The organism is Burkholderia sp. BE12 (assembly GCF_002959955.1).
Classification (GTDB): Bacteria; Pseudomonadota; Gammaproteobacteria; order Burkholderiales; family Burkholderiaceae; genus Burkholderia.
Window position 1 is genome coordinate 1 of record NZ_PREY01000033.1, and the last position, 21,612, is coordinate 21,612.

Annotated in this window: 16 protein-coding genes, 3 tRNA genes and 1 pseudogene; 10 read left to right on the forward strand and 10 right to left on the reverse strand. The window is 64.6% G+C overall.

The features are described 5' to 3' along the window. A pseudogene (locus C4B30_RS36335) lies at positions 1 to 100 on the forward strand (IS110 family transposase); the annotation flags it as partial. Positions 101 to 398: 298 nt separating this feature from the next. Here the strand turns inward: C4B30_RS36335 and C4B30_RS28390 are convergent. Together C4B30_RS28390 and C4B30_RS28395 are read right to left on the reverse strand one after the other, a co-directional pair. After that, a complete protein-coding gene (locus C4B30_RS28390) occupies positions 399 to 1,022 on the reverse strand; it encodes a TetR/AcrR family transcriptional regulator (protein WP_234015465.1) in 624 nt (207 codons plus the stop codon). Between the two features lie 506 nt (positions 1,023 to 1,528). After that, a tRNA-Leu gene (locus tag C4B30_RS28395) sits at positions 1,529 to 1,615 on the reverse strand. A 261-nt stretch (positions 1,616 to 1,876) separates the two neighbouring features. On the opposite strand from C4B30_RS28395, the gene C4B30_RS28400 reads away from it, so the two are divergent. Further along, positions 1,877 to 2,404, forward strand: coding sequence for a DUF6496 domain-containing protein (locus C4B30_RS28400; protein WP_027784319.1), 528 nt, complete (start codon positions 1,877 to 1,879; stop codon positions 2,402 to 2,404). A gap of 165 nt (positions 2,405 to 2,569) precedes the next feature. On the opposite strand, the gene C4B30_RS28405 is transcribed toward C4B30_RS28400, so the two are convergent. Beyond that, a complete protein-coding gene (locus C4B30_RS28405) occupies positions 2,570 to 4,114 on the reverse strand; it encodes a CYTH and CHAD domain-containing protein (RefSeq protein ID WP_027784320.1) in 1,545 nt (514 codons plus the stop codon). A 398-nt stretch (positions 4,115 to 4,512) separates the two neighbouring features. On the opposite strand from C4B30_RS28405, the gene C4B30_RS28410 reads away from it, so the two are divergent. Continuing rightward, positions 4,513 to 6,258, forward strand: coding sequence for a SulP family inorganic anion transporter (locus C4B30_RS28410; RefSeq protein WP_027784321.1), 1,746 nt, complete (start codon positions 4,513 to 4,515; stop codon positions 6,256 to 6,258). Positions 6,259 to 6,298: 40 nt separating this feature from the next. On the opposite strand, the gene C4B30_RS28415 is transcribed toward C4B30_RS28410, so the two are convergent. After that, positions 6,299 to 8,644 carry an AsmA family protein gene (locus C4B30_RS28415; RefSeq protein WP_027784322.1) on the reverse strand — a complete coding sequence of 782 codons (2,346 nt, stop codon included), beginning with the start codon at positions 8,642 to 8,644 and terminating at the stop codon, positions 6,299 to 6,301. Between the two features lie 387 nt (positions 8,645 to 9,031). Between C4B30_RS28415 and C4B30_RS28420 the strand changes: the two genes are divergently transcribed. Next, on the forward strand, positions 9,032 to 9,604 hold the full coding sequence (locus tag C4B30_RS28420; RefSeq protein WP_027784323.1) for a ferritin-like domain-containing protein: 573 nt from the start codon (positions 9,032 to 9,034) through the stop codon (positions 9,602 to 9,604). A gap of 158 nt (positions 9,605 to 9,762) precedes the next feature. Here C4B30_RS28420 and C4B30_RS28425 read toward each other — a convergent pair. From C4B30_RS28425 to C4B30_RS28435, 3 genes are all read right to left on the reverse strand, one after another. After that, positions 9,763 to 9,849: transfer RNA gene (locus C4B30_RS28425), tRNA-Leu, on the reverse strand. Positions 9,850 to 9,961: 112 nt separating this feature from the next. Then, positions 9,962 to 10,951: an aliphatic sulfonate ABC transporter substrate-binding protein gene (locus tag C4B30_RS28430; RefSeq protein WP_027784324.1), complete on the reverse strand. Its 990-nt coding sequence runs from the start codon at positions 10,949 to 10,951 to the stop codon at positions 9,962 to 9,964. 185 nt (positions 10,952 to 11,136) lie between these two features. Next, positions 11,137 to 11,223: transfer RNA gene (locus C4B30_RS28435), tRNA-Leu, on the reverse strand. Between the two features lie 249 nt (positions 11,224 to 11,472). Here C4B30_RS28435 and rnr point away from each other — a divergent pair. The 6 genes from rnr to C4B30_RS28465 all read left to right on the forward strand — a co-directional run bounded on the left by rnr (position 11,473) and on the right by C4B30_RS28465 (position 18,713). Further along, a complete protein-coding gene (rnr, locus tag C4B30_RS28440) occupies positions 11,473 to 13,956 on the forward strand; it encodes a ribonuclease R (protein WP_027784325.1) in 2,484 nt (827 codons plus the stop codon). A gap of 148 nt (positions 13,957 to 14,104) precedes the next feature. Then, entirely contained in the window at positions 14,105 to 14,848 is a 744-nt protein-coding gene (gene rlmB / locus C4B30_RS28445) for a 23S rRNA (guanosine(2251)-2'-O)-methyltransferase RlmB (RefSeq protein WP_027784326.1), read from the forward strand. Positions 14,849 to 14,955: 107 nt separating this feature from the next. Next, positions 14,956 to 15,828, forward strand: a complete 873-nt coding sequence (locus C4B30_RS28450; RefSeq protein WP_027784327.1) for an N-acetylmuramoyl-L-alanine amidase — start codon at positions 14,956 to 14,958, stop codon at positions 15,826 to 15,828. Positions 15,829 to 15,932: 104 nt separating this feature from the next. Continuing rightward, positions 15,933 to 16,628: a ribose-5-phosphate isomerase RpiA gene (gene rpiA, locus C4B30_RS28455; RefSeq protein ID WP_027784328.1), complete on the forward strand. Its 696-nt coding sequence runs from the start codon at positions 15,933 to 15,935 to the stop codon at positions 16,626 to 16,628. A 280-nt stretch (positions 16,629 to 16,908) separates the two neighbouring features. Next, positions 16,909 to 17,625 (forward strand): FadR/GntR family transcriptional regulator, encoded by a 717-nt coding sequence (locus tag C4B30_RS28460; RefSeq protein WP_027784329.1) that lies wholly within the window; start codon positions 16,909 to 16,911, stop codon positions 17,623 to 17,625. Positions 17,626 to 17,726: 101 nt separating this feature from the next. Further along, on the forward strand, positions 17,727 to 18,713 hold the full coding sequence (locus C4B30_RS28465; RefSeq protein WP_027784330.1) for a Gfo/Idh/MocA family protein: 987 nt from the start codon (positions 17,727 to 17,729) through the stop codon (positions 18,711 to 18,713). A gap of 76 nt (positions 18,714 to 18,789) precedes the next feature. On the opposite strand, the gene C4B30_RS28470 is transcribed toward C4B30_RS28465, so the two are convergent. The 3 genes from C4B30_RS28470 to C4B30_RS28480 form a co-directional block, all read right to left on the reverse strand. Next, entirely contained in the window at positions 18,790 to 19,482 is a 693-nt protein-coding gene (locus tag C4B30_RS28470) for an amino acid ABC transporter permease (RefSeq protein ID WP_027784331.1), read from the reverse strand. 120 nt (positions 19,483 to 19,602) lie between these two features. Continuing rightward, positions 19,603 to 20,397: a cystine ABC transporter substrate-binding protein gene (locus C4B30_RS28475; protein ID WP_027784332.1), complete on the reverse strand. Its 795-nt coding sequence runs from the start codon at positions 20,395 to 20,397 to the stop codon at positions 19,603 to 19,605. Between the two features lie 99 nt (positions 20,398 to 20,496). Beyond that, on the reverse strand, positions 20,497 to 21,534 hold the full coding sequence (locus tag C4B30_RS28480; RefSeq protein ID WP_027784333.1) for a quinone-dependent dihydroorotate dehydrogenase: 1,038 nt from the start codon (positions 21,532 to 21,534) through the stop codon (positions 20,497 to 20,499). Between the last annotated feature and the right edge of the window lie 78 nt (positions 21,535 to 21,612).

The following is a 21,612-nucleotide window of genomic DNA, read 5'->3' on the forward strand; positions in this document are numbered from 1 at the left end:
AAAAGTCGCCCTCGTCGCGTGCATGCGCAAACTGCTCATCACGCTCAATGCCATCGCCCGCTCGGGCGAGCGGTGGCAGCCGGATTTCAAGGGCGCATGACATGGGCTGTCTCAAGATGGTTGCTGTTTGTATGTTTTGTGTACGGCTTCTTGGCACCTTGCACCGGGCAAACGGCGGCGTTCCACGCGGAGCGAGGCGTAACGCACCGAGCACGTCGTATTGCAGGTCCGGATGCAACTTACAAGTAGTGTGTATTGCTTGTTAATTGAGCAAAGCCTCGGATTGGACAGCCGTCAGCGGCCCGCTACGATCCTGGAGAATCGGCGGTACGACTCGGCGTTGCGGAAGGGAGCGGGGCGCTCGTGACAACCGGCGCCGGACGGGAAAACCGGGCTGGTCAGTCGGCGGAGCGCCGCTTGCCGGTCTTGTTGCGATTGCTGTCGATGTTCTGCTTCGGTACCGGCTGGCGCATCCCTTCGGTAATCAGCCGGATTGCCAGCTCGCGCCAGAGGTGGAACGCGGCGGTGACCTCGCCGAGATCGCCGCCGGTGACCACTTTGACGGTGAGCCCACGGATCACTGCGCTGGTGAGCCATTCGACCCGCTTGACGGTTTCTCCGGCCGGGCTGCCCACGGCTTCGATAACACCGTCGCTCAGATTCGAGAATCCGTCGGTGAAGCGCCCGTGAACCGCGGCGATTGCGCGATCGAGCTCGGGATCGCTTCGCCTGGCCAGTTCGATTTCCATGCTCGCGGCAAACAACGGTGTGCCGATCAATTCTCCAGCCACATCCAGTAACCGCTCAATGCGTTGGAGCGGGTCCGCTACGTTTTGCGCCGCCTCCTGGATGCGCATGAGGCGTGCGCTGATGAGTTGTTCCTGCGCGGCCGCCATCAATTCCGCCTTGGTCGGAAATTGATGCTGCATGGCACCCATGCTCATGGCTGCAGCTTTTCGAATGGCCAGCGTGGTCGCCCCCGAATAGCCGACGGTGTGCAGCAGGTCGATCGCGGCGTTCAAGACTCGCTCGCGTGTCGCTTGGCTTCGTTCTGCTTGCGTGGGTCGGCGTGCGTGCAGTTTGTCGCGAGGGGGTCGATCTATCGTCATTTCCACTTATGCCTCGATCGTGGGCATCGTCATATCGTGTTCAATCGGTGCCGACTGCGCCGGATGTGCAGGATTCGCCTATTGCGGCGAATTTTTCGTCTCTGTGCGTCGGGTAGTCGACAAGTGGCAATTATTGCATTCCTCGTTGCTACCGGAACAGCTGCCGCATGCCTTCTCCATCCTCTTGAAAAAGAGTCGACCTGTTTCAGGATGGGCACAGAAATGAAAAAAGGCCGGCTGGAAGCCGACCTTTTAGAAAACAGATGGTGCCCGGGAGACGACTCGGTCACGCATGCGCCCCCAGCTGCGCTTGCAAGCGCAGCCTTCGAACCTTTACGCAAAGCGCGCAGACGCCTGGCTTCCTTGGGCTTGAAATGAAAAAAGGCCGGCTAGAAGCCGACCTTTTTTCATGAATCAAGTGGTGCCCAGGAGAGGACTCGAACCTCCACGATGTTGCCACCGCTAGGACCTGAACCTAGTGCGTCTACCAATTCCGCCACCTGGGCACGTTTCGCTTGCTGCGATGCGAAGACTGCTATTGTAGCGTGTCTTGCCGGGCTGTCAACATAATTTGACGTTGGGGACGAAAATAATTTAGCGGGCTTGCCGGGGACACCGGGCAGTGAAGTCGAAGAATGCTGAAGGCGATAAACGGAGCCGGCGTCGGATGGCGTTGAACAATCATCGCCCTCGTCGCGCCAGCTTCGCCCCGTGCCAGGTACGTCGGTTGCTCGAAGGACCACGTAAGCTTTTGCAAGGAGAGCGACATGCCCGAACGGAAAACGATCGAGCGAGCACGCGCCGACAAGCGCGCAGGGAAGTCACCGAGCACGCAAGCAGGTGAGTTCGTCAAGGAGGAGGTCGACCGCGTACGCAGCGGCAAGCACGGTGTGCGCTCCGCCCGGCAGGCAGTGGCGATCGGCTTGTCGAAGGCCCGGCGCGCGGGCGTCGACCTGAAGCCGCCCACGAAGGGCAAGGCAAGCGAAGCGACGCGCAAGAAGGCCGCGCAGGACGCCGCTGCGGGCCAAGGCAGGAAGATGACGGGCCAAAGCACGGAATCGAAAGCAAAACGTTCCCGAACCACGACCGCCGTGTTGAAGCGCGAGAGCAAGGCCGGGGCATCGACAGGCGCGATGTCGAAGCAGGCGAAGAGCGCCGCGGCGCGTCGTCCGGCCGCCAGCCGCTCCGCGGCGGCCAAGAAGGCCGCGCAGACCAAGGGCGCGGCGGGTCGCTCCGCGGCGGCGAAGAAGGCGGCGCGGACGCGGGCGGCGCATGCGCACCAGGGGCATCGGTAAGGTCCGAATGGGTGGAGCGACGGTTTCTCGATAGTGGGGGCGCCGAAACCTCGGCGGGACGGGCGGAGCCTTTGCATGTCGACGCGTGCGGAATGGCGGCCGCTACGTTCCGACGTTTCCGACCGCCCGTGACGCCGGGCACCGATGCGGCCATGCCGGTTGCCGCTACCCGAATGACTGTTGGGGTGGAGAAAGCTGCCTGAAGCGTTTCCACAGCTTTTTCATCCGAACATAATCGGCAGCCACGCGTGCAGCCCAGAACCCTCGCGCGAACGCTGCGCCCGATGCGGTAGCGGAATGGGTAAGGGGGAGCGAATCCAGCAGACGGTGGGCCACCACTGCGTCGTTGCGCCAGCCCAGGTCGTCCTGCAAGGTACTCAACGTCGCGACGTAATGCTTCACGGCCGATTTCGAAAATAGCGAAGCAAAGAATTCCGTGGCATACCGAAGTTTCTTTGCTGCAATACGAGCCCGATGCCGGCGGCGATCGTCGAGACCGGCCAGCCCTCGGCCTCGTTTGAGCAGCTTGTCGTGCCTGCGGCGCAGGATGTCGGATGCAAGCCGCTTCGCCGGCTTTTGCAGGGTTTCGCACGCCTGCTGCGCCATGCCGTCACGCCATCCTGCGCCATTGAGCCAATGCGTCAGTTGAAGCATCAGTCGCGTATAACGGACGGAATTTGCAGCCGCGGCTGCATGGGCGCGCTTTTTCGTTGCAATCTGCTTGCATGCGCGTTCCACGGCACGACGTTCTTCTTTCTTGTCCGTCTCTGCAAGTGCCTGGCCAAGTGTCGAGCGGGTGAGCACTTCCCAGTCGCGCGCATCCCCAAGTTCCGATGCGATCCAGCGCAATTCGTCCTGAAGCCCCGGATAAGCGGGAATGACCTTATCGAACAGATCGAGCGCGGAGCGCAAGCGCCTGAGACCGACGCGCATCTGATGGACACTTGACGGGTCGTGACCGGATACGACTCCTCGTTCGTTCGCGTGAATCTGTTCGAGGCAATTGCGTGCAATCTTGCTGAATGCCGTCTCGACGCTGTCTCGTTTGTGAAGCGTCACCGGCCGCGCCTTGACGGGCGTCTGATGTCCTTGCAGAAGCATTTCATAGCCGCGGTCGGCCTTGCTCATGTAGTCGAAGCGCAGCGGGACTGTTTCCAGCAGATCGAGCGCGATTCGATAAAGACGGTCGGGCTCACCCTGCTTCAGTTCCATTTCGACAGCTGCGATGGAAGTCGATGCCGTGTCGGTATCGATGGTGCCTTCATCGATCGCGAACTCGATTTCCTCGCCGGCTTGCAAGCGCAATGGCAAAACGGTGCGGCGAATCCTCGTGACGAAGCGCGCTTCGAGTTGCGCGGCCGTGTGTTCGTCGCGGATGAGCTTTCCCACGCCGCTATCGGCAGGTATCGCATCGTAGAACAATCTCAAATCGGGAGCGTCGCCCTCGACCGGCATTTCGAATTCGTCGCGCTCGTACAGGCCAGCCTCTGCGGATCCGTCGAGCTTGATCGTCTGGATGGTCTTGTCGTTGTGATTTCGCACGCGCAGGGACGCATTGCACTGACGAAATGCCAGGTCAGACGTGTCGTAGTAGGTGCTGGTCAGCAGTGTTTCCGGCAAGGCGGCGTCCTTGCAATCCGAGAACATGGGCGCCTCGCGGATTTTGCCGACGTCCTTGAGGTCGACCAGCAGCTTCAATTCGCTTTCCATTGCACCTCCTTGCTCGTCACCGTCCGGGTAGTCCCGACGTCGTCGTGCGGCGAAGCGACTGATTCGACTGAACCGGCGAGCATTTTTCGCGCCCCTGACACCCGCGCGCGGGCTTGATGGGAACGGTCACGCAGGCTCGGAGTGTCGACTTTCGTTCCCATCGCCCAGCCCCCCGCCGCGCGGGCAGAGATATTTGCGCCAGCGAGGTAAAACATACAAATCGACGGAGGTGCGGTAGTACGGAATCGAGACGATCAAAAGCGCGTTCATCCGCCGGGTACAGGTTTTGCAACGTGAAGGAAAGCGTGCTCCGCATGGACTATTAGCTGGGAGGCTCGTCATGGAACCGCGCGATCCGAAAGTTCATTATCAGGCCAATATCTGGCGGGGCGAGATGCGTGGCTCGTGATGGCGTGATACGCGGATTGAAGGTGCTTGCCCGCTGGGTGCCGGGCATCGAATGGGTCAGGGCGTACCGGATAGCGTGGCTGCCGGGCGACGCAATCGCGGGCGTAACGCTCAGCGCCGTGCTGGTGCCCGCCGGTATGGCCTACGCGACTGCGTCCGGCCTTTCACCCGCGTCCGGACTCTATGCCTCGATTGCCGCGCTGGTCACCTATGCTGCGTTCGGACCGAGCCGAATCCTCGTGCTCGGACCAGACTCCGCGCTCATCGCGCTCATCGCGGCGAGCGTCATGCCGCTCGCGCACGGCAACCTCCAGCATGCGGCCGCGCTCGCGAGTGCGCTGGCATTGCTCTCCGGAGCCATCTGTCTGGCGGTAGGCCTGACCCGGCTGGGCTTCATCACCGATCTGCTCTCCACGCCGATCCGCTACGGCTATCTGAACGGCATCATTGTGACGATCATCGTCAGTCAGTTGCCGAAGCTGCTCGGTCTGGCGGTGCATGAAGCACCGATTCCGCAACAATTGCGCGAGCTCGCAAGCGCCGTCGCTTCAGGAAAGACCAACTTCGCGGCATTGACGATCGGTGTGCTGTCGCTGGCCGTGATCCTGGCGTTCAAACGCTGGATGCCGAAAGTGCCGGGTGTTCTGGTCGCCGTGGCGGTGGCGACGGTCGGGAGCGCGCATTTCGATCTGGTCGCACGGGCGCGCGTGAGTGTGGTGGGCGCCTTGCCTCAGGGGTTGCCGCTGCCGGATTTTCCGGCGTTAGCCTCGAACGAGTGGCTTGCGCTATCCGCGAGCGCCGCCGCCGTCGCGTTGGTGTCGTTTACCGACATCAGCATGCTGTCGCAGATCTATGGTGCCCGTAGCGGCGGCGACGTCGACCGCAATCGCGAATTCGTGGCACTCGGTATCGCGAACGTCACGGCCGGACTCTTTCATGGGTTCTCCGTCGCGGCCAGCGGATCGCGCACGCCGGTCGTCGAGGCAGCGGGCGCGAAGAGTCAGGCCTGCGGCCTGATCGCGGCGCTCATCGTTGCGGCGTTGCTGCTTTTCGCGCCGCAGGCACTGCGTGATACGCCGCACGCTACACTCGCGGCCGTCGTCGTGGCTGCATCGCTCTCGTTGATCGAAATCAGCGGGATGCGACGGCTCTACCGGTTGCGTCGTCCGGAATTCGTGCAGTCGCTCGCATGCTTTGCCGGAGTCGTGCTGTCGGGCGTGGTGGTCGGCGTGGGCATCGCCCTCGGGCTTGCCGTGCTGACCTTTCTCTGGCGGGCGTGGCGCCCTTATTCAGCGGTGCTCGGCCGGCGCGACGGCGTGAAGGGCTATCACGATGTCGCGCGTCATCCCGACGCGCGGCGCATTCCCGGCCTGGTTCTTCTGCGCTGGGATGCACCGCTGTTCTTTGCCAATGCAGAAATCTTTTACGAGCGCGTCATGACTGCTGCACGCACTGCGCCAACCCGCACACACTGGCTCGCCATTGCGGCCGAGCCCGTGACGGATATCGATGTCACAGCGGCCGACATGCTGGCGAGGCTCGACGACGAACTCGACGATTTGCATGTGCAGCTATGCTTCGCGGAACTCAAGGGCCCGGTCAAGGACATCCTGAAACGGTACGGACTGTTCGAGCGGATCGGCGAAGAGCACTTTATGCCAACGGTCGGCGAAGCCGTGTCGGCGTATCTGAAATCCCACTCGGTCGACTGGCATGATTGGGAAGGAGACGCGTGATCCTCGCGCCGGGTGCCGACGTCAGTAGCAATACGAACGATCACTGTTTCTTCGGCGACGCCGCGGCAGGCGCGGATGAATCGGCTGTGTCCGCGCTCGGCGTGCCCGGCGGCAGATGCAGTCCTTTTCCCTTTTTGCGCTGCCCTGGCGGCGGAGCGGTGGGTTGTTGAGACTGCATTGCCGTTATCAGTTGCTGGCATGGCAGCGGTTTGTGATTGCTCGGTGCAATCAGCGGAATCAGGGCGGCAAACGGATTAAGAAGACCGAGGCCGACCATCGCGCCGCCGCGTAACGCGAGGGCGGTCGGATTCACACCGACATGCGGATTCTTGAAGGTGCCCTTGACGTAGAGCGGCGAGCGCAGCGTGAAAATACGCAGACCCTTCGTGTGCGGGTGCACGCCGAGATCCATCGTTTCGTCCTTCATGTTCACCTTGCCGTCGACGTTGATCACCGCGTCGTCCGTATCGAGCGCGAACGCGTGCGAATCGAGAATGCCATCCGTGACGACGAAATCGGCGGCGGCACAGTTGATATGCACGACGCGTTCGCCATAGAGCTTTTCGTATACGACATTGGCCACGTTGAGGCCCGCGGCTTCCAGCAGCAGACGGCTGAGCGTGCCGTCGGTGACGAGCAGCTTCACCTCGCCATTGGAGGTGGCCGCGAGCGCCGCCGGCGTATTGCCTGTCGCGGACAACTGCGCGTCGCCGTTGACTTCGCCGAGCGCGCTCTGCATCGTCTTCACGGTCGGCAGCAATTGCTTCAGCCTGAGATGGCGCATTTGCGTCGAAGCGCGGGCCTTGAGCGGTCTCGCGCTGCCGTCGAGATGGAGGTTCGACGCCATCGAGCCGCCCGCGACGCCGAACTTCAGAGGCTCCAGCGACAGCACGCCGTCGGTCATCACGATGTGCGTGTACAGATCCGTAACGGGCAGTGCCGGGTTCCTGACGATGCGGCGGCCCGTGAATTTCACGTCGGCGTCGATCGCCTTCCAGCGCTCGGTCCTGAAGCCTTCGGTAGGCACGGCCTTGTTCGGCGGCTGCCGTGCGGCGACGCCGCGCTTCGCCTTGCTCGCGTTACTGTCCGCGCCCACCACCGGCGCGAGATCCTTGAACTGCAGCAGATTCGAAACCAGCTCGCCTTTGAGCAGCGGACGCGGCTGACGCTGTGTATAGATCAACGTGCCATTCAGGTCGCTTCCGCCCACCCGGCTTGTAAATTTTTCATAGCGGAACACGCTGCTGCCCGACTGGATGTTGCCTGTCAGGTGACCTTCCGTTGCATAGGGCGGTGTCGCGGGAAGCGTGATGCCCGTCAATTGATACAGGCGATCCATGCTGGAGCCTTGCAGCCACAGGCGCAAATCGACGGCAGCCAGATGCGCGAGGTTCGTGACGGTGCCGACCAATGAGATACGCAGGTCGCCTGCCTTGACGTCAGCCTGCACGGGGATGGGCCGCGAGGCGTCCTGCAGGGCAAGCAGGCCGCCAAGCTTGCCGCTGCCCGACACGGGGGAACGGCGGTAGCTGCCTGTTACTGTCCAGCCGATGCCGTATTGCGGTTCGTTCTTCTGCTGCGCGACGGAGGCAGTGGTTCCACTTGCGTCGGTCTGGCCAGCCGACGCGCTGCTTCCGCGCGTAGTCGCCGGCGCCGGCACGCCCGACGCTTCCGATGCAGTCGCTTTTGCCTGTGCGCTCAGTTGTTGCGCACCTCGCTTGCCGACGGCCTCGGCCGACGCGCTGCGTGACTTTCGTTCTTGCTGCCTGAGCGCTTCGCCGATCGGAATCGGTTGGCCGAGCGTATCGACCGTGGCCTGCATCACGATCTCTTTTTGCTGGTCGGAGAGCGCGACGATGCCCTTGTTGAGTCGAATGTCGTGCAGATCGAGCTTCCAGTCCAATGGTCGAGCGGAGGACTTGAGCTTGAAGGTCCAGTTGTTTCGTCCATCGGCGAGTCGCTCGAGGTCGACGGAAGGATTCGTCAGATTGATCGTCGGAATGACGATGTCATGCGTGAGCAGCGGAAGCAGCTTCACCTGGAACTCGATTTCGTCGAGCGTGGCGAAGTGCGGCCGTTTCGCCCAGTCGGGATTGGCGATCGTGATATTTCGCGCGGCAAAGGTCGGCCACAGCACCCACGCGCGCCAACCCGTTTCTCCGGCGGCGCGATGCCATCTCACCGTCAGATCGCCCTGGATGACGAACGGGCGGCCTATCGCTGCGCTAACCTTGTTGTCGACGAGGGGTCGCGCGCGATTCCAGTCGAACGTGAAAATGAACAGCACGACCGCTGAGGCCAGAATGATCAGCACTACGACGAGCCACGCCACGACCCTGCCGATCATTCTGCCGACGGTCGTTCCGGGCGAGTGCAGTACGGCCATGGCGGTCCCGTCGAGAATACGACCTTAGGTCGCGACGCAGCATGCGACGTGCCCACGACCGTCGCATCGACAGGGCGCGGCGCCCGAGATCGGCTTCATAGGCGGGCATCGGTTTTGCTCGCCGATCGTTATCGATTCGGGTTCGAGGCGACGTGACGACGACTCATACTGCTCGGCGCGGGCAAAGAGCTGGATGCGTTGCAGATCGGCATGCGGCCGCTCGCCGGATTGGTCCTCGCGCTGATAGGGGGGCGGGATTCCCGGTCGGCGCGCGTTTGACCAGACGCTCGGCGTTCGACGCGTCGTCGCTTCGACCACGATGGAGCACGGAATACCGCCGTGCGAAAGCGAGCAACGGATTCCCGCACCGGATAAAGGAGAAACTCGATGACGAAGTCACCCGCAGCCAAAGATGCCACACCTGAATCCCGCGATCCGTTCGTGATGGATATCGCAAAAATTCGCGAAGACGCGCGCAAGCACATGTCGGATGGCCCGGTCACGCAAACTTATGGCGCGGACCGCACCGTGGTGCTGAAGCTGCTCAATGATGCGCTGGCGACGGAGATCGTCTGCACGTTGCGCTACAAGCGGCACTATTTCATGGCCAAGGGCATCAATTCCGAGGCAGTAGCGCAAGAGTTTGCCCAGCACGCGACCGAAGAGCAGGGGCACGCCGATCGGATTGCCGAGCGCATCGTGCAACTCGGCGGCGAGCCGGATTTCGCGCCGGACGGCCTGAAGACGCGCGCCCATTCCGAGTACAACGAAGGCACGGACCTCACCAGCATGATTCGCGAGAACCTGGTGGCCGAGCGGATCGCGATCGATACGTATCGCGAAATCGTTCGCTATCTCGGCGAGAAGGATGTCACGACGCGCCGGCTATTCGAGGAAATCCTCGCGGTAGAGGAAGAACATGCCGACGATATGGCCGATCTGCTCCAGGGACGCGAGTAATCGGCGGGAGGCGCTACGCCGGGTGCGTGCGTCCGTGTTCGTGAACCCGGCGCGCAGGCGCTGATTTTTCAGGCTCTCACGCAACCGGCGCAGGCGCTTCGTGAGGGCTTGAAATGAAAAAAGGCCGGCTAGAAGCCGACCTTTTTTCATGAATCAAGTGGTGCCCAGGAGAGGACTCGAACCTCCACGATGTTGCCACCGCTAGGACCTGAACCTAGTGCGTCTACCAATTCCGCCACCTGGGCACGTTTCGCTTGCTGCGATGCGAAGACCGCTATTGTAGCGTGCTGGCGGAGTCTGTCAACACAATCTCATCCGAAACAGCAAAAATATCGCGCGCCTTATGCGCCGCGATCGTCACGCGCCCACCGGCTCCGCGTGCTTCGCCGTGAAATTCCAGCGTTGCGCCTGGCTCGTATCGACGCGAGCGGGCAGCAGTCCCGCCGCCAGGAACGTATCGGCGATCTTCTGTTGTTCGCCGAAGTTTTGCGCGGCCACCGCGCGGACGAGGTAGCTGCGTCGCGCATTCGCGCGTGCGATCGTCGCGGCATCGAGCCCCCAGATCGGCGCGAGCGTGTTCGCGGCCTCCTGCGGATGGTCGCGCAGCCACGCGCCGGCCAGCGACAGTTGGTCGAACAGGATCTGGACGACGTCGGGGCGCGCGGCGGCAAAAGTGCTCGATGCGAGGTAGTAGCGCTGGTACGACGCGAGTCCGTTGCCGTCGGCCAGGATCCGCACGTCGGGATTCCGGTCGACCGACGCGACATAGGGGTCCCAGGTGATCCATGCGTCCACGCTGCCGCGCTCGAATGCGGCGCGGCCGTCCGCGGGCGTCAGGTAATGGATCGCCACGTCGGCGGGCGCGAGCTTCGCGCGCGCGAGCGCGGCAAGCAGCAGGTAGTGACTGCCGGCCGCCTTCGTGACGGCGATACGCCGGCCCTTGAGATCGGCGAGCGTGCGCAGCGCGCTGTCCTGCTTGACGACGATTGCCTGAGCCTTCGGCGAAGGCGCTTCCTGCGCGACGTACACGAAACGCGCGTGCGCGGCCTGCGCGAAGACCGGGACCGTATCGGCCACGTCGGCACTGAAGTCGACGGCGCCGACATTGAGCGCTTCGGTCAATGGCAATCCGCTCGCGAATTCATGCCATGACACGCGCAGGCCGAGCGGCGTCAGCGCCTGCTCGAGCGTGCCGCGCGTCTTGAGCAGCGTGATCAGCGTCGACGACTTCTGGTAACCGATGCGCAGCGTGGCCGGCGCGTTCTCGGCGTGCGCGCGGACACCGGCGGCAGCGAGGCCCGCGGCCAGCATCGCGCGCGTGAATGCGCGGCGGTTCATCGACGTCATGAAGGGGGCTCCTCGTTGGATGCGTTGAAAGCGAGGCGGCTAACGTAACAACGGGGAGGGTGATTGATAACCGATAAATTCTGCTATCGATCGGAGCGCCCGACATAAGGGCGGACGACATGCGCGCGGCAAGCGCTGAAATGAAAAAAGGCCGGCTAAAAGCCGGCCTTTTTTCATAAATCAAGTGGTGCCCAGGAGAGGACTCGAACCTCCACGATGTTGCCACCGCTAGGACCTGAACCTAGTGCGTCTACCAATTCCGCCACCTGGGCACGTTTTGCAGTAGCTGCCTGCTGCAAAGAAGCGAAATTATAGCGCCCCAATTATTCCTGTCAACGTTTTTTTGCGATACACCGCAAACCAGCCGCCACCGTGCGCGGCCGCGGCATTCCCGCCATTTGGCGACACAAGCGGGTGATAGAATGACTCGCCGCCGTCAATATAGAACTGTCAGACGGACACCTCTATGTTGATGCCGTGCACTATCAGTCAACGCAACGAGAACAATCATCGACAAACCCTTGAGCAAATATCCGTATCCCATTCCGAGCCGTGAAGAGATTCTCGGCGTGCTGCGGACGAGCGACGCATCGCTGGCCGCCAACGACATCGCCGAAGCCCTGTCGATCAAGCGTCAGGAGCGCGAGGGGTTCTTCCGGCGCGTCGCCGCGATGGAGCGCGACGGCCAGATCCGCCTCGACAAGCGCGGCCACTACCAGTTGACCCATCCGTCGAATTTCGTCGCGGGGCGCGTGCAAGGGCATCGCGACGGCTACGGGTTCGTGATCCGCGACGACGGCCAGGACGATCTGTTTTTGCCGAACGGCGAAATGCAGAAGGTGATGCACAACGACCGCGTGCTCGCACGGATCGTCGGCTACGATCGCCGCGGCCGCCCGGAAGGGCATGTCGTCGAAGTCACCGAGCGCGCGAACAAGCGCGTGATCGGCCGCTTGCTCAACGAGAACGGTGCATTGATCGTCGCGCCGGAAGACAAGCGCATCGGTCACGACATCATGATCACGCAGAACGTGAAGAAGGCGAAGGTCGGGCAGGTCGTCGTCGTCGAGCTGACCGATTTCCCGAGCCGTCATTCGCAGCCGCTCGGCCGTGTCGTCGAGGTGCTCGGCGATATCGACGATCCGGGCATGGAAATCGAGATCGCGGTGCGCAAGTACGGCGTGCCGCACGAATTCAGCCAGCCGGCGCTCGACGGCGCCGCCGCGCTGCCCGACAAGGTGCTGCCGGCCGACCTGCGTTTTCGCGTCGACCTGCGCGACGTGCCGCTCGTGACGATCGACGGCGAGGATGCACGCGACTTCGACGACGCCGTCTACTGCGAGCCGGTCAAGGTCGGCCGCGGCGACGGCTTCCGGCTGATCGTCGCGATCGCCGACGTGTCGCACTACGTACAGCCGGGTAGCGGGCTCGATGCCGATGCGCTCGAGCGCAGCACGTCGGTCTACTTCCCGCGCCGCGTGATCCCGATGCTGCCGGAGAAGCTGTCGAACGGCCTCTGTTCGCTGAATCCGCAGGTCGACCGCTGCGTGCTCGCATGCGACATGGTGATCACCGCGCGCGGCGAGATCAAGGCATACCAGTTCTATCCGGCCGTGATCCATTCGGCGGCGCGCCTGACGTACACCGAAGTCGCGGCCGTGCTGTCGAACACGAAGGGGCCGGAGGCTGCGCGCCGCGCCGATCTGCTGCCGCACCTGCAGGATCTGTACGGTGTCTACAAGTCGCTGTTCGCCGCGCGGCAAAAGCGCGGGGCGATCGACTTCGACACGACCGAAACCTACATCGTCTGCAACTCGCAGGGCAAGATCGAGCAGATCGTGCCGCGTCAGCGCAACGACGCGCACAAGCTGATCGAGGAATGCATGCTGGCCGCGAACGTCTGCGCGGCCGATTTCCTGAAGCGCAACAAGCATCCGGGCCTGTACCGCGTGCACGCGGGGCCGACGCCGGAGAAGCTCGAGAACCTGCGCGCATTCCTGCGCGGCATGGGTCTGTCGCTCGGCGGCGGCGACAAGCCGCATGCGAGCGACTACGCGGCGCTGATGGCGCAGATCCGCGACCGGCCCGACGCGCAGATGCTGCAGCCGATGCTGCTGCGCTCGATGCAGCAGGCCGTCTACAGCCCGGACAACATCGGCCACTTCGGTCTCGCCTACGAGGCGTACGCGCACTTCACGAGCCCGATCCGCCGCTATCCGGACCTGCTCACGCACCGCGCGATCTACGCGATCCTGTCGGGCAAGAAGTACGCGCCGAAGGCGCCGGAAGGCTTCGAGCTGAACACGGCGCTGTCGCCGCGCGCCCGCGCGATGCAGCAGGCCGACGACGAAGCGCGCGGCCGCTCGCGTTCGAACACGGCGATCTGGGAAGAGCTCGGCCTGCACTGTTCGGCGAACGAACGCCGTGCGGACGAAGCGTCGCGCGACGTCGAAGCGTGGCTCAAGTGCTACTTCATGCGCGACAAGCTCGGCGAGGAGTACGGCGGGATGGTGAACGGCGTGACGTCGTTCGGCATCTTCGTGCAGCTCGACACGCTGTTCATCGAAGGGCTCGTACACGTGACGGAGCTCGGCTCCGACTACTTCCAGTACGACGAGATCAAGAACGAGCTGCGCGGCGAACGCACGGGCATCCGCTATCGCCTGTCGGATCGCGTGCGCGTGCAGGTGAGCCGCGTCGATCTCGATGCGCGCAAGATCGATTTCCGCCTCGTGCGCGATACGCCGGTGAAGGCGCCGCGTCCGTCGCCCGCGCCGGCTGCCGGCGTCGATCGCAACGGCAACGGCAACGGCCCGCGCGTGCGCGCGCTGCCGCCGGTGGAGGAAACCGTGCCGCGCCGCAAGACGGCCGCGAGCGCGCCGAGCGTCGCGGTGAAGGAAGCGCGCGCCGCGCGCGGCGCCGCGAAGAAGAAGGGCGGTGGCGGTGGCAGCGGCGCGCCGGCGAAGCCGGTCGCGAAGAAGGCCCGCGCCCGCAAGAAGTATTGAGCGTTCGGGGCGGCGCAAGCGCACGCCCCGCAGTATCGAGAGACGCCGCGTCACCGGTCATCGGCCGGCCACGCGGCGCTTTCCTTTTCCATGGATCGCGGCTGCGCACGTCGCGCGGCCGCACGTTTGATCGAAGGTTGTTCCAGTCATGTCACGTCTGAAGGTTCTTTACGGTTTTCATGCGGTGACCGCACGTATGCGGCACGATGCATCGACGGTGGCGGAGGTGCTGTACGACCAGACGCGCCGCGACCGCCGCATGCAGGAGTTCCTGCATGCCGCGAAGGAAGCGGGCGTGCGGCTGATCGCCGCCGACGAAACGCGCCTGTGGGGCCTCGCGCATACCGAGCGCCACCAGGGCGTCGTCGCGCGCGTCGAGGACATGCCGCTCGCGCAGAACCTGTCCGAGCTGCTCGACGGCATCAACGGGCCCGCGCTGCTGCTCGTGCTCGACGGCGTCACCGATCCGCACAACCTCGGCGCGTGCCTGCGAGTCGCCGATTCGGCCGGCGCGCACGCGGTGATCGCGCCGCGCGACCGGGCGGTGGGCCTGAACGCGACCGCGGCCAAGGTGGCGAGCGGCGCGGCCGATACGGTGCCGTACATCACGGTGACGAACCTTGCGCGCGCGCTGCGCGAGCTGAAGGAAGCCGGCGTGTGGATCATCGGCACGTCGGACGAGGCGTCGGCGACGCTCTACGAAACGAAGCTCGACGGCCCGGTCGCGCTCGTGATGGGCGCGGAAGGCGAAGGCATGCGCCGGCTCACGCGCGACACCTGCGACGAGGTGATGAGCATCCCGATGGCCGGCAGCGTGGAAAGCCTGAACGTGTCGGTCGCCAGCGGCGTGTGCCTGTACGAAGCCGTGCGCCAGCGGCGCGTGAAAGGCTGATCCCCGCGGCCGCCCCCCGGGGCGGCCCCGTCCCGCGCGCGATGCGCGGGCGTCGAATGACCCGAACGATGCGCGCCCCGATGCAAGCTCTCCGGAACCCGCGACCGATGACCCTGTTCCGTGTCGGCGTCTCCTGCGCCGTGCTCGGCCTGCTGGCGGCCTGTACGTCGCCGACGCTCGTCGAACGCGGCACCTACTACGCCGACACGAGCCTGCACGCACGCGGCGCCGATTCGCGGATCCGCTTTCTCGTGATGCACTACACCGAAAGCGACGAGACGAAATCGCTGCGCACGCTGACCGGCGATTCGGTCAGCGTGCATTACGTCATCCCGCCGCAGCCGCGCACCGAGCGCGGGATGCCCGTCGTCTACCAGCTCGTTCCGGAAGCGCGGCGCGCGTGGCATGCGGGCATCAGCGAGTGGCAGGGCACGACCGAGCTGAACGCGGTGTCGATCGGCATCGAGAACGTGAACCGCGGCCCGCTCGATCCGCAACATCGCACCTGGCAGCCGTATCCCCCCGAACAGGTCGACGCGCTGATCCGCCTGTCGAAGGATATCGTCAGGCGCTACGGGATTCCGCCGACGCGCGTGGTCGGGCACAGCGACATCGCGCCGCAACGCAAGATCGATCCGGGGCCGCTGTTCCCGTGGCATGCGCTCGCGCAAGCCGGCGTCGGCGCATGGCCGGACGACGCGACCGTCACCGCACGGCTCGGCGGCCGCGACCCGCACGCGCCGGTCGACGTGCGCGAACTGCAGTTCAAGCTCGCGCGCTACGGCTACGACGTGCCGACCGACGGCGTGCTCGACGCGCGCACGCGGCGCGTGTTCGCGGCGTTCCAGATGCATTTCCGGCCGTCCGACTACGCGGGCAACCCGGACGCGGAAAGCGACGCGATCGCGCAGGCGCTGCTCGACAAGTACTTCCCCGGCACGCAAGCGTCGGACTCCGCCCCGGCGGCTGACACGCGCTGAATACGCGCTGAATACACGGCGCATCGCTCGCCGAAAAACGCGGGGCCGTCCGCCGACTCCGGTAAACTGGCGGTTTTTCCGCAATCCCGCAGCATTACCACGCCATGACTCAAGACGAACTCAAACGCCTCGTCGGCCAGGCCGCCGCCGATTACGTGATCCAGAACGTGCCGGAAGGCGCCGTGATCGGTGTCGGCACCGGCTCGACCGCCAACTGCTTCATCGACGCGCTCGCCGCCGTCAAATCGCGCTATCGCGGCGCCGTGTCGAGCTCGATTGCCACGACCGAACGCCTGAAATCGCACGGCATCAAGGTGTTCGACCTGAACGAGATCGACGCGCTGCAGGTGTATGTCGACGGCGCCGACGAGATCGACGCGAGCGGCGCGATGATCAAGGGCGGCGGCGGCGCGCTGACGCGCGAGAAGATCGTCGCGTCGGTGGCCGACACGTTCGTCTGCATCGCGGACGCCAGCAAGCGCGTGCCGGTGCTCGGCGCGTTCCCGCTGCCGATCGAGGTCGTGCCGATGGCGCGCACGGCGATCGGCCGGCGCGTGACCGCGCTCGGCGGCGTGCCCGTGCTGCGCGTGACGAAGGACGGCGCACCGACCATCACCGACAACGGCAACGAGATCATCGACGTCAAGGGCCTGCAGATCGCCGATCCGCGCGGTTTCGAAGCGCAGGTGAACGCATGGCCGGGCGTCGTGACGGTCGGCCTGTTCGCCGAGCGCGGCGCGAATCTGTGCTTGCTCGGCACGGAAAACGGCGTTGAAACGATCGTTTATCCGGCTGGCTGAATCTGAATGAGAAGCAGTCCGTAACGGCGCGGTATCGGCCGTCATGGATTGGATATATAAATCTTGTGGAAACCGGGGTCCGGCAGGCGCGGCGCGCTTCCCGGGCCTTTTTTTTAGCCGTATAAATCACCTCGTTCAAAAGAGGGATAACCCTGTCAGGTGTTTACCAGATAGCGAAATATCGTCGAACTCATCAACTTATAGATCATAAGAACAGTAGTAACCAGGGCCGGCGGAACTGCGGAGCAGGTGTTCGCAAATCGACGCACGGGGAGGTGTCATGGAGCAGGGCAAAGACCGGTCACTGGTCGCCAAAGTGATGGATGGGCTTGTCGCGGGTATCGTCGAAGACAAGTACGGCGGCATCTTGCCGCCACAGGACGTGCTGTCGAAAGAGTTCGATGTGAGCCGCACGGTGATGCGGGAAGCGTTGTCGATGTTGCTTGCGCGCGACATGCTCGACGTGCGTCCGAAAGTCGGTACGCGCGTGCGGCCGATGCGCGACTGGCGGATGATCGACGAAGACGTCGTGAGCTGGCGATTTCGGGCAAAGCCCGATCCGCAGTTCATGCGCGACGTCATCGAATTCCGGATGCTGATCGAACCACGCGCGACCGCGCAGGCGGCGGTGCGTGCGACGGCGGCCGACATTGCGGGCATTCGCGAAGCGTTCGATGCGTTCAAGGTGCTGCAGCCGGGCGACCCCGGCTACGACACGGCGGACGAGTTGCTGCATACGCGGATCGTGCAGGCGAGCGGCAACCAGTTCTTCCAGCAGATGGCGGCGATCGTGCGCGGAGCAGTGCGTCTCGTGAATCCGCGCGTCGTGCAGAAGGAAGGCGCGCACGACATCGCGGTGAAGGCGCATGCGCGCGTCGTCGATGCGATCGAACGGCGCGACCCGCGCGAAGCCGAAGCGGCCTCGCTCGCGCTGATCGATTTCAGCGCGGACGAGATATCGCGCGATTTCTCGGTCGAGGTGCCGGTGCGTGCCTGACGCTGCGCGTATCGTTCATCCGTGTGCCGCCGGGCCGTTTATCATGACGGCCGGCCGGCAGCGTGCCGGCAACCGTCATACGACCGACACGGAAGATCAGGATGAACGACAACGACCATCGCCCGGTGCGCTTCGGCATCGTCGGTGCGGGCAGCATTGCGCGCCGCTTCGCGCAAAGCCTCGCGCACGTGCCGGGCGCCACGCTCGCCGGCGTCTGGGCCCGCCGCGCCGATGCAGCGGCCGCCTTCTGCGAGACATACGGCGGCGCGCCTGCCGCGCGCCTCGACGCGCTCCTCGCGAGCGATATCGACGCGGTCTACATCGCGACGCTCCATGACAGTCACGCGCAGTACACACTGGCCGCATTGGCTGCCGGCAAGGCCGTGCTGTGCGAGAAACCCGCGGCGCTGAACACCGCGCAACTCGACACGGTGCTGCACGCGGCGCGCGATGCCGGGCTGCTCTTCATGGAGGCGATGAAGCCGCCGTTCTTCCCGCTGTACCGTCAGTTGCGCGCGCACCTGCGTGACGATCCGATCGGCGAGATCCGGCTCGTACGGGCGGGCTGCGCATCGTCGTCGGTGCCGGGGGACCATTCCGTCTATCGGCTCGATCGCGCGGGCGGCGCGCTGCTCGACATCGGCATCTACGAGGCGTTTCTTGCCGTCGACTGGCTCGGCGCGGCGCGCGACGTGCAGACGCTCGGCCGCGTCGGTGCGACGGGTGTCGACCTGTTCGCGAGCCTGAACAGCGTGCATGCGAACGGCGGGATCGCGCAGCTCTTTTGCGGCCTCGACGTGATGGGGCGCGGCGACGCGCTGATCGCCGCGGCGGGCGGCCACGTGACGATTCACGAGAAGTGGTGGAACCCCGCGCGTGCGACGATCCGCTACGCGGACGGGCGCACCGTCGAACTCGATGCGCTGGTCGACGGCGGCGGGCTGAACTACGAGACCGCGCATTTCTGCGACCTGCTGCGCGCGGGCGAGACCGAAAGCCCGATCATGACGCACGACCATTCGCGGCGGATGATCGCGATGATCGACGCGGCGCGCGCCGTGCTCGGCGTGCGTTATTCGGGCGAATAAGCGGGCGAATAAGCGGGCGAATAAGCGGGAAGACCGGCGCCGGGCCCGCGAGCGCGGCCCGGTGCGACCGCGCGGCTCAGTGCCGCGACGGCAGCGACAGACGCTTTTCGTACCAGCGCTGCACCCATTCGAGGATCTGGCACAGGATCCAGTACACGGCCGCGGCGGCGAGATAGAGCGGCAGCGGCTGATAGGTCGCCGCGATCACTTCCTGCGCGCTGCGCAACAGCTCGGTCACGGTGATCACGGACACGAGCGACGTGTCCTTGATCAGGCTGATCAGGCTGTTCGACAGGCTCGGCACCGCGATGCGCAGCGCCTGCGGGCCGATCACGTAGCGCAGCGTCTGTCCCCACGACAGCCCGAGGCTGTACGCGGCGAGCCATTGGCCGCGCGCGATCCCGTTGATCGCGCCGCGCATGCTTTCGGACATGTAAGCCGCGACGTTCGCGGACAGCGCGATGACGCCGGCCGGCGTCGGGTCGAGCGAGATGCCGAGGCTCGGCAGCCCGTAATAGATGACGAAGATCTGCACGAGCAGCGGCGTGCCGCGCATCAGGCTCACGTACGCGCGCGCCAGCCACGCGAGCGCGTTGACCCAGATGCGTTCGAAACCGTCGAGCGCTTCGCTTTGCCGGATGCCCATCATCGCGAGCATGACGGCGCCAAGCAGGCCGAACACCATCGACAGCACGGCGAACTTGACGGTCAGTACGGCACCCTGGGCGAGCACCGGCAGCGATTGGACGAGCAAGGACGTTGTCGACATGGAATACGAGCGAATGCGTGCGCGAAAGCGCAATCATAAACCGGACCGATAAAACAAAGGGCGGCATCGTTGCGGATGCCGCCCTTCCGGCCCGCCGTCAGGCGGGAAATGCAGGCGTGCTTACTTGATCGGTTTCGTCACGTCGATGCCGAACCACTTGTCGGAGATCTTCGTGAACGTGCCGTCGGCCTCGAGTTGCGCCATCGCGTCGTCGATCGCCTTCTGGAACTTCGGGTTGCCCTTCTTGAACGGGATGCCCGACGGGTTCGCCGAGCCGACGTTCGCGCCCGGGCGCAACGGCAGCTGGGAATTCTTCGTCAGGTACGCGAGCATCAGGCGGTCGTTCAGCGCCGCGTCGAGGCGGCCCGCCGCCAGATCGCGCAGGTACTCGGGCGCGCCCGGGTACGTCTTCACGTCGATGCCCGGCACCGATTTCGCCATGTCCATGTAGTTCGTGCCGAGCGCGACGCCGAGCTTCTTGCCCTTCAGGTCTTCCAGCGACTTGAACTGGCGCGTGTCGTCCTTGCGCTGGATCAGCTGCGCGGACGAGTACGTGTACGCCGGCGAGAAGTCGAGCGTCTCCTTGCGCTTGTCGGTGATGCCGACCTGGTTGGCGATCACGTCGAACTTGCCGGCTTGCAGGCCCGCGATGATGCCGCTCCATTCGGTCGTCACGAATTCGGCCTTCACGCCGAGCTTCGCCGCGACGGCCTTCGCGATGTCGACGTCGAAGCCGACGAGCTCGCCCGACGGGCTTTTCGAGTTGAACGGCGGGAACGTGCCTTCGAGGCCGACCCGCAGCGTGCCGCGTTGTTTGACCTGGTCGAGGAGGTCGGCCGCATGCGCGGTCGCCGCAGCGAACGACGTGCCGATCACGCCGGCAACCAGCAGCTTCTTCAGCAGCGAAAATTTCATCGTGTGTGTCCTTGCCCTGTCCGGGTCGATGATCTGATAGTGAAGTCGAGGATAGCAAAAATACTATCGATATCTAAATATAGTTTGCTTATGGCTATATTACGCGCTGCGTTCGCGGGCAATTGCCTTCACGCACTCCGACACGAGTGCCGGGCCGCGATAGATGAAGCCGGTGTAGAGCTGGACGAGCGCCGCGCCGGCCGCCAGCTTCGCACGAGCGTCGTCGCCCGAGAAAATGCCGCCGACGCCGATGATCGGCACGTCGTTGCCGACTTGCGCGTGCAGCTTGCGGATCACTTCGTTCGACGCGTCGAACACGGGGCGGCCCGAGAGGCCGCCGGCTTCGTCCGCGTGCGGCAGGCCCTGGACGGCCGCGCGCGACAGCGTCGTATTGGTGGCGATGACCGCTTCGATCTTGTGGCGCAGCAGCGTGTCGCCGATTTCCTTGACCTGTTCGTCGTCGAGATCGGGCGCGATCTTCAGCGCGAGCGGCACGAGCTTGCCGTGCAGGTCGGCGAGGCGCTGCTGCTTGTCCTTCAGCGCCGCGAGCAGCGCGTCGAGCTCGCCGGCGCCCTGCAACTGGCGCAGGTTCTTCGTGTTCGGCGACGAGATGTTGATCGTCACGTAGCTCGCGAACGGGTACACGCGCTCGAGGCAGTACAGGTAATCCTCGGCCGCGCGCTCGATCGGCGTGTCGGCATTCTTGCCGATGTTCAGGCCGAGGATGCCGCGATAGCGGGCGGCCTGGACGTTCTTCACGAACTGGTCGACGCCATGGTTGTTGAAGCCCATCCGGTTGATCAGCGCTTCGGCCTGCGGCAGCCGGAACATCCGCGGGCGCGGATTGCCGGGCTGCGGGCGCGGCGTGACCGTGCCGACCTCGATGAAGCCGAAGCCGAGCGCCGCGAGGCCGTCGATGGCCGCGCCATCCTTGTCGAGGCCGGCCGCGAGTCCGACCGGATTGCGGAACGTGAGCCCCATCACGGTGCGCGGCGCGTCGGGCACGCGGGCCGACAGCGCGCAGGCGAGGCCCGTGCGGCCGGCCGCGCCGAGCGCGCGCAGCGTAAGGTGGTGAGCGTCTTCCGCATCCATTTTGAACAGGGATGCGCGGGCCAGCGGGTAGAGGGAACTGAACACGGGAATGGGGCGGACGGCCGAAATGAATGACAACCCGCTATTTTACCGGGAGTTGCGCGGCACGGGCGTGCTTCGCTT